The 9,012-nt window shown below is 69.5% G+C and carries 6 protein-coding genes and 1 riboswitch; of the genes, 2 read left to right on the top strand and 4 right to left on the bottom strand.

From position 1 onward, the window contains the following. Nucleotides 1-26 precede the first annotated feature (26 nt). Entirely contained in the window at nt 27-773 is a 747-nt protein-coding gene (locus ACLML9_RS25800; RefSeq protein WP_411947945.1) for a DivIVA domain-containing protein, read from the bottom strand. Nucleotides 774-989: 216 nt separating this feature from the next. On the opposite strand from ACLML9_RS25800, the gene ACLML9_RS25795 reads away from it, so the two are divergent. After that, nucleotides 990-1,565 (top strand): GtrA family protein, encoded by a 576-nt coding sequence (locus tag ACLML9_RS25795; protein ID WP_265804493.1) that lies wholly within the window; start codon nt 990-992, stop codon nt 1,563-1,565. Here ACLML9_RS25795 and coaD read toward each other — a convergent pair. From coaD to ACLML9_RS25780, 3 genes are read right to left on the bottom strand one after another with little or no spacing between them, the layout of a single operon-like run. Next, on the bottom strand, nt 1,533-2,018 hold the full coding sequence (gene coaD, locus ACLML9_RS25790) for a pantetheine-phosphate adenylyltransferase (RefSeq protein WP_030521814.1): 486 nt from the start codon (nt 2,016-2,018) through the stop codon (nt 1,533-1,535). The genes ACLML9_RS25795 and coaD overlap by 33 nt on opposite strands. Nucleotides 2,019-2,021: 3 nt before the next feature. After that, nucleotides 2,022-2,615 (bottom strand): 16S rRNA (guanine(966)-N(2))-methyltransferase RsmD, encoded by a 594-nt coding sequence (gene rsmD, locus ACLML9_RS25785; RefSeq protein ID WP_411947944.1) that lies wholly within the window; start codon nt 2,613-2,615, stop codon nt 2,022-2,024. Further along, complete coding sequence (locus ACLML9_RS25780; RefSeq protein ID WP_411947943.1) at nt 2,612-6,010, bottom strand: pyruvate carboxylase; 3,399 nt, start codon at nt 6,008-6,010, stop codon at nt 2,612-2,614. The genes rsmD and ACLML9_RS25780 overlap by 4 nt, the downstream gene beginning before the upstream one ends. A gap of 295 nt (nt 6,011-6,305) precedes the next feature. Then, nucleotides 6,306-6,511: riboswitch (cobalamin riboswitch) on the top strand. 147 nt (nt 6,512-6,658) lie between these two features. On the opposite strand from ACLML9_RS25780, the gene metE reads away from it, so the two are divergent. Next, on the top strand, nt 6,659-9,012 hold a 2,354-nt coding region (gene metE, locus ACLML9_RS25775), incomplete at its 3' end, for a 5-methyltetrahydropteroyltriglutamate--homocysteine S-methyltransferase (protein WP_411947942.1).

The raw sequence follows: 9,012 nt of genomic DNA, 5'->3' as shown, positions 1-9,012 counted from the left end.
CCGGCCCGCCGGAGGCGGGGCCGAGATCACCGCCGGAACTCGGCGGCGTAGTCGGGGACGCCCGCCCCGTTGCGCAACTGCTGGCGGCCCCGGCCGACGGTGCGCAACGCACTGCCGAGGGTGTCCTCGAACTCGGCGAGCTTGGTGTCGACGTAGTGGTCGCAGTCGGCGCGCATCCGGTCGGCGTCGGCGTGCGCGGTGTCGATGATGCGGGCCGATTCGGCGTGCGCGGCCCGGACCACCTCGGTGTCCTCCACCAGCCGGCGCTGTTCGGCCTGGCCGTCGGCGACCGAGCGGTCGTAGGAGGCCTGGCCGGCCTCGACGGTCCGATCGGCCTCGGCACGGGCCCGGCCGGTGACCGCTTCGTATTCGGCCTTGGCGTCGGCGACCAGGCGTTCGGCCTCGGCGGTGGCCGTATCGACCATCCGGTCGGCGTGCGCGGTGGCCTCGGCGACCATCCGGTCGGCGTGCGCCTTGGCCTCGGCGAGGATCCGGTCGGCTTCGGCGCGGGCGTCGGCCACCGTGCCGGCGGCCTGTTCGTCCGCGGACCGGATAGTGTCCTCCGCGAGGCCCCGGGCGTCGTCGACGATCTTGTCCCGATGGTCGAGCACATCCTGGGCGTCGTCTATTTCGGTGGGCAGCGCGTCCCGCACATCGTCGAGCAGATCGAGCGTTTCCGGACGCGGCACGATGCAGTTGCGCGTCGCGGGGATACCCCGCGCCTCCTCGACTATGGCGACCAGTTCGTCGAGCGCCTCGAATACCCGGTACATGCTCACTGTCCTCCTGCTGACGATCGGCGACACATCACGCCGTTCCCAGTGTGCCCCGGGCCGGTGGATGCGCCGAACCTACTTTCGGTGTGTCGCCCGGTATCTGCAGAGTCACACAATCAACTGGAGAACCACCCTCCGCTTGGTGTTAAGTTCTTAGGGAGCCCCACCACGGCGCGGAGGGGCTGCCTGTCCCTTGCCCGATCGGAACCGCCCATGACCATCCTGCAGTTGCCTACCTCCACGGCACTGACCACCGGGGATCTGGATATCGATTGGCCGGAACCGTTCGCCCCCGCCGCCTGGCAACAGCGCCTCCTGCAGTACCTGCGCGGTGACCGTGCTTTCCCGCAGTTGATTCGTTTCGCACTGGTCGGTGGATTGAGCAATATTTCGTATGTCCTGCTCTTCCTGACCCTCACCGGCGCCGGGACACTGCTCGCCAATGTGGCCGGCTCGGTGGTGAGCACCGTCCTGGCCAACGAACTGCACCGCCGCCTCACCTTCCACGCCGCCGAGCGGGTCGGCTGGTTCACCGCGCAGTGGGAAGGCGGCGGCCTGGCCCTGCTGGGGCTGGGTATCAGTACCGCGGCCCTCGCCGCGCTGGAGGTCCTGGCCCCGACACTGAACGAACCCGCCCAGGCCGCGGCCGTGCTGGCGATCAGCGCCGCGGTGGGAGGTCTGCGGTTCCTGGCGTTGCGCGGTCTGGTGTTCCGGCCGCTGCGGCGGGCCCGGGAAATGACCGCCCAGCGGTCCGGGTCAGCCCGCCCGCTCGGCCAGCCGGTCGAGTAGTCGCTTGTGCACCAGCGGCGGCAGCATATCGCTGACATCGCCGCCGAAGGCCGCCACTTCCTTGACAAGGGAGCTGGACAGGTAGCTGAAGGTGGGGTTGGTCGCGATGAAGAAGGTATCGACGCCGGAGAGCTTCTTGTTCATCTGCGCCATCTGGAGTTCGTAGCCGAAATCACCGGCGTCGCGCAGACCCTTGACGATGGCGGTGATGCCCTGCTCCCGGGCGAAATCGACCAGCAGCCCGTCCCAGGAGGCGACCCGCACGCCCGCCAGATCCGCGGTGGCGTCGCGCAGCATCTCGATCCGTTCGTCGATCGAGAACATGCCCTGCTTCTTCTTGTTGATCATCACCGTGATCACGACCTCGTCGAACTGCTCGGCGACCCGCCGGAACACATCGAGATGACCGTTGGTCACCGGATCGAAGGATCCCGGGCACAAAGCTCCTGCCATGGGTCAGACGCTAGCAGGTTCGCCCGGGCCCGCCGGGGTCGCGCCGACGTACACCGCCGACTCGATCCGGGTCTCCCCGTAGCGCCGCGCGACGCGACCCTCGAGGCCTGCGGGCCAGGCGATCTCGGCCGACCGGGCGGAACGTTCCACCAGCAGTAATGCGTCCTCGGCGAGCCACCCGTGCGCGGCGAGCGCCGTGAGATCGCCCTCGACGGCCGCGGTCGGCAGCTCGTAGGGCGGATCGGCGAACACCAGATCGAAAGCGCCCGCGCCGCCGTGGGCGAGCACCTGCGTCACTGTCCCGATCCGCACCTGGGCACCGCCCAGGCCCAGCTCGGCGATATTGCCGCGCAGCACCCCGGCCGCCCGCCGGTCGGATTCGACCAGCAGCGCGGCGGCGGCGCCGCGCGACAGCGCCTCCAGCCCGAGCGCGCCCGAGCCGGCGTAGAGGTCGAGCACCCGGGCGCCCGCGAGGTCCATCCACGCCTCGATCGAGGAGAACACGGCCTCCCGCACCCGGTCCGAGGTGGGCCGGGTCCCGGCCGGCGGCACCTTCAGCCGCCGGCCACCGGCGATCCCGGCGACGATCCGGGTCATTCGGATTCGCGCTCGCCCAGCTCGACCAGCAGATCACCGCCTTCGACCTGCTGCACCTGCGCGATCGCCACCCGGCCCACCACCCCGCCGCGCGGTGCGGTGATGGCGGCTTCCATCTTCATGGCCTCGATGGTGCCGATGGTGTCGCCCGAGGCGACCGTTTCGCCTTCGGCCACGGTCAGCGTCACGACACCGGCGAAGGGCGCCGCGATGTGATGGGGGTTGTTCTTGTCGGCCTTCTCCGCGGCCGGGATCTCACTGGCGATGGAACGGTCACGCACGGATACCGGGCGCAACTGCCCGTTGAGGATGCACATGACCGTGCGCATCCCGCGTTCGTCGGGTTCGGAGATCGCCTCCAGCCCGATGAGCAGGATGACGCCCTTCTCGAGCTGTACCCGGTGTTCCTCGCCGTGCCGCAGGCCGTAGAAGAACTGATTGGCCGAGAGTCCGGTGGTATCGCCGTATTTCTCCCGGTGCGCCAGGAATTCCGCGGTCGGGCCGGGGAACAGCAGGCGATTGAGGGTCGCGCGGCGTTCATCGGAGGTACCGGCCAGACCCGCTTCGTCCGCCTCGGACAACTCGGATTCGGGTTTGGCCGCGCCACGGCCGGCGAGCGCTTTCTCCCGGAACGGCTCGGGCCAGCCGCCGGCCGGTGTGCCGAGTTCGCCGCGCAGGAAACCGATCACCGAATCGGGGATGTCGTAACGGCCCGGATCGGCGGCGAAATGCTCGATATCGATACCGGAGCCGACCAGCGACAGCGCCAGGTCACCGACCACCTTGGAGGACGGCGTGACCTTGATCAGCCGGCCCAGCAACCGGTCCGCGGCCGCGTATTTCGCCTCGACCTCCTCGAACCGGTCGCCCAGCCCCAGGGCGATGGCCTGCTGGCGCAGGTTCGACAGCTGCCCGCCGGGGATTTCGTGGGTGTAGACGCGCCCGGTGGGCGCCGGCAGACCGGATTCGAACGGCGCGTACACCTTGCGCAGCGCCTCCCAGTACGGCTCCAGATCGCAGACATTGCGCAGGTTCAGCCCGGTGTCGTACTCGCTGTGCGCGGCGGCGGCCACGATCGCCGAGAGCGCGGGCTGGCTGGTGGTGCCGGCCATGGCGGCCGACGCGCCGTCGACGGCGTCGGCACCGGCCTGCCAGGCGGCGAGATAGGTGGCCAGCTGCCCACCCGGGGTGTCGTGGGTGTGCACATGGACCGGCAGATCGAAATTGCTGCGCAGCGCGGTCACCAGTTTCGCCGCGGCGGGCGCGCGCAACAGTCCGGCCATATCCTTGATCGCCAGTACGTGCGCGCCCGCGTCCACGATCTGCTCGGCCAGCTTGAGGTAGTAGTCGAGGGTGTAGAGCTTCTCGTCCGGGTCGGTGAGATCACCGGTGTAGGACAGCGCGACCTCGGCGATCGCGGTACCGGTTTCCCGGACGGCGTCGATGGCCGGGCGCATCTGGTCCACATTGTTCAGGGCGTCGAAGATCCGGAAGATATCGATACCGGTCTCGGTGGCCTCGGCCACGAACGCCCGGGTCACCCGCTCCGGATACGGGGTGTAGCCGACGGTGTTGCGACCGCGCAGCAGCATCTGCAGGCAGATGTTCGGAATCGCCTCGCGCAAGGCGGCCAGCCGCTCCCACGGGTCCTCGTAGAGGAACCGCAGCGCCACATCGTAGGTCGCCCCGCCCCACGCCTCGATGGACAGCAGTTCCGGGGTCAGTCGCGCCACATGCCCGGCCACATCGAGCAGGCCGTTGGTGCGTACCCGGGTCGCCAGCAGCGACTGATGCGCGTCGCGGAAGGTGGTGTCGGTGACCCCGACCGCTTTCTGTTCGCGCAGCGCCCGCGCGAATCCCTCCGGGCCCAGCGTCAGCAGTTTCTGGCGCGAACCGTCCGGCGGCGGCACCGACAGGTCGATCGCGGGCAGTTTGTCGTGCGGGTACACCGCGGTCGGCCGGGCGCCGTGCGGTTTGTTCACCGTGATATCGGCCAGGTAGTTCAGGATCTTGGTGCCGCGGTCGGCGGGTTCGCGGGTGGCCAGCAGTTCCGGGCGCTCGTCGATGAACGAGGTGGTGACCCGCCCGGCTTTGAAATCGGGGTCCTCGAGAACAGCCAGCAGGAACTGGATATTGGTGGTGACACCGCGGATCCGGAATTCCATCAGCGCCCGCCGCGCCCGCGCGACCGCCGCCGGGAAGTCCCGGCCGCGGCAGGTGAGCTTGACCAGCATGGAATCGAAGTAGGCGCCGATCTCCGCGCCCAGGTTCGCGCCGCCGTCCAGCCGGATACCGGCGCCGCCGGGGGTGCGGTAGGCGGTGATGCGACCGGTATCGGGGCGGAATCCGTTGGCCGGGTCCTCGGTGGTGATCCGGCACTGCAGCGCGGCACCGCGGATGGTCACCTTGTCCTGGCTCAGTCCCAGGTCGGTCAGGCTCTCCCCGGCCGCGATCCGCAACTGCGACTGCACCAGATCCACATCGGTGATCTCCTCGGTCACCGTGTGTTCCACCTGGATCCGCGGATTCATCTCGATGAACACATGATTGCCGCGCTCGTCGAGCAGGAACTCCACCGTGCCCGCACAGCTGTACCCGATCTGCCGGGCGAAGGCCACCGCGTCCGCGCAGATCCGGTCCCGCAACGCCGGATCCAGATTCGGGGCGGGGGCCAGCTCGATCACCTTCTGGTGCCGCCGCTGCAGCGAACAGTCCCGCTCGAACAGGTGCATCACATTGCCCTGGGTATCGGCCAGGATCTGTACTTCGATATGCCGCGGGTTCACCACGGCCTGTTCCAGGAATACCGTCGGATCACCGAACGCCGACTCCGCCTCGCGCGAGGCCGCCTCGATCGCTTCCCGCAGTCCGGACCGCTCGGCCACCCGGCGCATACCGCGCCCGCCACCACCGGCGACAGCCTTCACGAATACCGGGAACTCCATGGATTCCGCGGCCGCCAGCAACTCCGCCGCATCGGCCGAGGGTGCGCTCGAATCCAGGACCGGCAGCCCGGCCTCCCGCGCCGCGGCGATCGCGCGGGCCTTGTGGCCCGCCAGTTCGAGAACCTCGGCCGACGGCCCGATGAAGGTGATGCCCGTCCGCGCGCACGCGGCGGCCAGATCGGGATTCTCCGACAGGAACCCGTAGCCCGGGTAGATCGCGTCGGCGCCCGCGGTCTTCGCCGCTTCGATGATGGCGTCGACCGAGAGGTAGGCGCGGACCGGATGGCCTTCCTCGCCGATCTCGTATGCCTCGTCCGCCTTCAGGCGGTGGACCGAATTGCGATCCTCGTGCGGGAAGACGGCAACCGTTCCGACACCGAGCTCGTACGCCGCGCGGAAGGCCCGGATGGCGATTTCGCCGCGGTTGGCAACCAAGACTTTCGAGAACATTGACCCAACGTACCCGGCGCCACACCCAGGGGCGACAGCGAAGTCCACTTCGCAGAATCTTCACAAGGACGTATGGCAAGGCTGCGAAGTCCTGTTCACCGCACCGTCATATCTCACCGCACACGATCCCGGCCTGTGCGTATTACCCGCCGCGGCCATTTCCCGGCTATCCGAGCGGCCCGGCGCTCTTGCGAAGATATGCGAAGTCGGCCGCTGTTCGCGCCGCTGCGGGCGCGCTCGGCGCGTCCGCGTTATGGTGGACCCGCAGCTGGTCCGCCGGCCGGACGACGAGGAGCCCCGAACGTCCGCCCCCGGCGCCGAAGCCCGCACCACGCGGGTGAGAGGGAATCCGGTGGAAATCCGGAACTGTCCCGCAGCGGTGAGCAGGAACGACCGCCGTCATCAGCACTGGGCAGCACGCCTGGGAAGCGACGGCCAGTAGGTCGGCCGACAGGCCGGTGCCCGCGAGTCCGAAGACCTGCCGGTTGTACCGGATACGCCGTATCCGGTGGCCGTCGCCTCGTGGAGCGGGCGCCGCCACCAGTGCTGACATCCGACCCGACCGCACAGCCGGGTCATTCGGGGTCTCATCGGTGCCGTGCGCCCGGGAACGGCGACGGCCGTCGAACTTCAGCACTGGAGAACACCGTGACTGTTATTTCGCACCGCCCGTTCACCGCAACGGTTCTCGGACTCCCCCGGGTGGGGCCGCACCGGGAGTTGAAACGCGCGACCGAGTCCTACTGGGCGGGTCGGATAGACGCGGCGCAACTGCACGAGACCGGCCGCGCGCTGCGCCGGAACCAGTACGCAGAACTGGCCGCCGCCGGACTGGATTCGATTCCCGTCGGCACCTTCTCCCACTACGACCAGATGCTCGACACCGCCGTCCTCCTCGGCGCCCTGCCCGACCGGGTCGCCGGGATAGCGGATCGGCTGGACCGCTATTTCGCCGCCGCACGCGGAACCGAGTCGGTGGAGCCACTGGAGATGACCAAGTGGTTCGACACCAACTACCACTACCTGGTGCCCGAACTCGGCCCGGACACCACCTTCGGCCTGCATCCGGAAGACCTGCTGGCGCAGGTGGCCGAAGCGGTCGAACTCGGCGTGCCGGCCCGGCCGGTGGTCATCGGACCGGTCACTTTCCTGAAACTGGCCAAGACCACCGGCGGCGCGGCCCTGGACCGGATCGCCGAACTGATCCCGCTGTACCAGGAGTTGCTGCGGCTACTCGCCGACGCGGGCGCGGGCTGGGTACAACTGGACGAGCCCGCGCTGGTCACCGATCTCACCCCGGCGGAACTGGCGACGGTCCGCCGGGTCTACACCGAACTCACCGCGGCGGCACAGCGGCCGGCGGTGCTGGTGGCCACCTATTTCGGGCATCCGGGCGCCGCGCTGGAAGCCCTGGCCGCCACCGATGTCGAAGGTATCGCCGTCGATCTGGTCGCGGGCACCGACGTCGCCGCGGTGGCGGCCGTCCCCCCGCTGTCGCACAAACTGCTGGTCGCGGGCGTGGTCGACGGCCGTAATGTCTGGCGCACCGACCTCGACGGTGCCCTGTCGACGCTGGCCACCCTGCTGGGCAGCGTGCGGGCACTGGCCGTCTCCACCTCGTGTTCGCTGCTGCACGTCCCGTACTCGCTGGCGGTGGAGACGCGACTCGACGACACGCTGCGCTCCTGGCTCGCCTTCGGCGCCGAGAAGACCGCCGAGGTACACGTACTGGCGACCGGCCTGAACTCCGGCACCGAGGCGGTCGCCGCGGAACTGGAAACCGCCCGGGCCGCCGCGGCGAGCCGCCGCACCGATCCGCGGATCAGCAACGCGCAGGTACGGGCACGACTCGCCGCGCTGGGCCCGGACGCCGCGCGGCGGGCGCCCGCCGAACAGCGCCGGACCCGCCAGCGGGAGCACCTGCCTCTGCCGCCGCTGCCGACCACCACGATCGGCTCCTATCCGCAGACCTCGGCCATCCGGCTGGCCCGGGCGGCACTGCGGTCCGGGGAGATCGACCGGGCCGAGTACGTGCGGCGGATGCGGACGGAGATCGGCGAGGTCATCGCGCTGCAGGAGAAACTCGGGCTCGACGTCCTCGTGCACGGCGAACCGGAACGCAACGATATGGTGCAGTACTTCGCCGAACAGCTCGACGGATTCGCGGCGACCGATCTGGGCTGGGTGCAGTCCTACGGCACCCGCTGCGTGCGCCCGCCCATCCTGTTCGGTGATGTCTCCCGTCCGGCCGCGATGACGGTGGACTGGATCACCTATGCGCAGTCGCTCACCGACAAACCGGTCAAGGGCATGCTCACCGGCCCGGTCACCATTTTGGCCTGGTCCTTCGTCCGCGACGACCAGCCACCGGCGGATTCGGCCCGGCAGGTGGCCCTGGCGATCCGGGACGAGACGGTGGATCTGCAGAAGGCAGGTATCCGGATCGTCCAGGTCGACGAGCCCGCGCTGCGAGAACTGCTCCCGCTGCGCGCCGCCGATCAGCAGGCGTACCTGGACTGGTCGGTGCACGCGTTCCGGCTGGCGACCTCCGGGGTCGCCGACTCCGTCCAGATCCACACCCACCTGTGCTATTCGGAATTCGGCGAGGTGATCGACGCCATTGCCGGACTGGACGCCGATGTCACGTCCATCGAGGCCGCCCGCTCGCGAATGGAGGTACTGGGCGATCTGACCGCCTCGGGCTTCGCCGCCGGGGTGGGACCGGGCGTCTACGATATCCACTCCCCCCGGGTGCCCGGCGTCGAGGAGATCACCGCGTCCCTGCGCGCCGCCCTGGAAGCGGTCCCGGCCGAACGTCTCTGGGTCAATCCCGACTGCGGCCTGAAGACCCGCGACCCGGCCGAGGTGGAGGCCTCCCTGCGCAATATGGTGGCCGCCGCCCACAGCGTCCGCCCTCATCACGCCGCGACCGCAGTGCGGCCGCCGACCATGCTATCCGACAGTGAACTGGACGTTCGACCCGCTCGAGCCGGCGTACCGGC

Source organism: Nocardia sp. NPDC002869 (assembly GCF_046764065.1).
Lineage (GTDB): Bacteria > Actinomycetota > Actinomycetes > Mycobacteriales > Mycobacteriaceae > Nocardia > Nocardia rhamnosiphila.
Note: the sequence above shows the minus strand (reverse complement) of the source record. Positions and strands in the feature narration are given on the sequence as shown.

Excerpts from the sequence above, each read along its gene's own strand:
- ACLML9_RS25780 (WP_411947943.1), bottom strand. The coding sequence starts at position 6,010 with ATGTTCTCGAAAGTCTTGGTTGCCAACCGCGGCGAAATCGCCATCCGG.
- ACLML9_RS25795 (WP_265804493.1), top strand. The coding sequence starts at position 990 with ATGACCATCCTGCAGTTGCCTACCTCCACGGCACTGACCACCGGGGAT.
- ACLML9_RS25800 (WP_411947945.1), bottom strand. The coding sequence starts at position 773 with ATGTACCGGGTATTCGAGGCGCTCGACGAACTGGTCGCCATAGTCGAG.
- coaD (WP_030521814.1), bottom strand. The coding sequence starts at position 2,018 with ATGGCAGGAGCTTTGTGCCCGGGATCCTTCGATCCGGTGACCAACGGT.
- rsmD (WP_411947944.1), bottom strand. The coding sequence starts at position 2,615 with ATGACCCGGATCGTCGCCGGGATCGCCGGTGGCCGGCGGCTGAAGGTG.